Origin of the sequence: Limisphaera ngatamarikiensis, assembly GCF_011044775.1 — a bacterium.
Lineage (GTDB): Bacteria > Verrucomicrobiota > Verrucomicrobiia > Limisphaerales > Limisphaeraceae > Limisphaera > Limisphaera ngatamarikiensis.
Genome location: NZ_JAAKYA010000049.1, coordinates 1 through 653 on the forward strand (window position 1 = coordinate 1; position 653 = coordinate 653).

Below are 653 nucleotides of genomic sequence, written 5' to 3' on the forward strand. Positions count from 1 at the left end.
AAAAGAATCCTGCCTCGTCCAGCTTTTCGGCAATGGGGAGCATATCCCGCGTTCGCATTCGTGTAGCTATGAGGGATTGATGTGCATCCCGCAGTGTTGTATCTGTGAGTTTTACTTGAGCCATGATTTCCAAGCCATATTTAGCAGTATAGTTATTTAATTTATGGTATTTTCTATAGTCAAGTGCTAAGATAATCGTAAATTGGTACGTTAACAATATCTTGTTCAAAAGCTGTAACCAATTGTTCTTTCATTTGACTTTTATTCTCCCAGTACCTTATCGCCAGCCATTTCTTAGCTGCTCTCCATGATTGCTCTATAGGATCAAGTTCAGGGCTATACGCTGGAAAATGCACTACATGCAAGTATTCTTTATTCTCTTCATAAAATTTTTGCATCTCATATGAAACATGATAAGGTCCTTGATCAATAACGATAACCAATTTTTTGAATTGGTAAATTAACTTCTGTAAAAATTTCTTGAATATATCACTGTTAAGCGTCTCTGCAAACTCATAAATGAAATGTTTTGCGTTAAGTGATCCAAGGACACAGTGTTTCTCTTTCCTTTTATACTCATATTTGACAGTTGGATGACTGCCAACAGGAAACCAGCCATAAGTAAGATATGGAGCTATCGGAAAGATGCTTTC

General features: G+C 36.8%; 2 protein-coding genes. Both read right to left on the reverse strand.

From position 1 onward, the window contains the following. On the reverse strand, positions 1–229 hold a 229-nt coding region (locus G4L39_RS15060; protein ID WP_240893861.1), incomplete at its 3' end, for a hypothetical protein. After that, on the reverse strand, positions 180–653 hold a 474-nt coding region (locus G4L39_RS07200), incomplete at its 5' end, for a transposase (protein ID WP_165107050.1). The genes G4L39_RS15060 and G4L39_RS07200, both read right to left, overlap by 50 nt.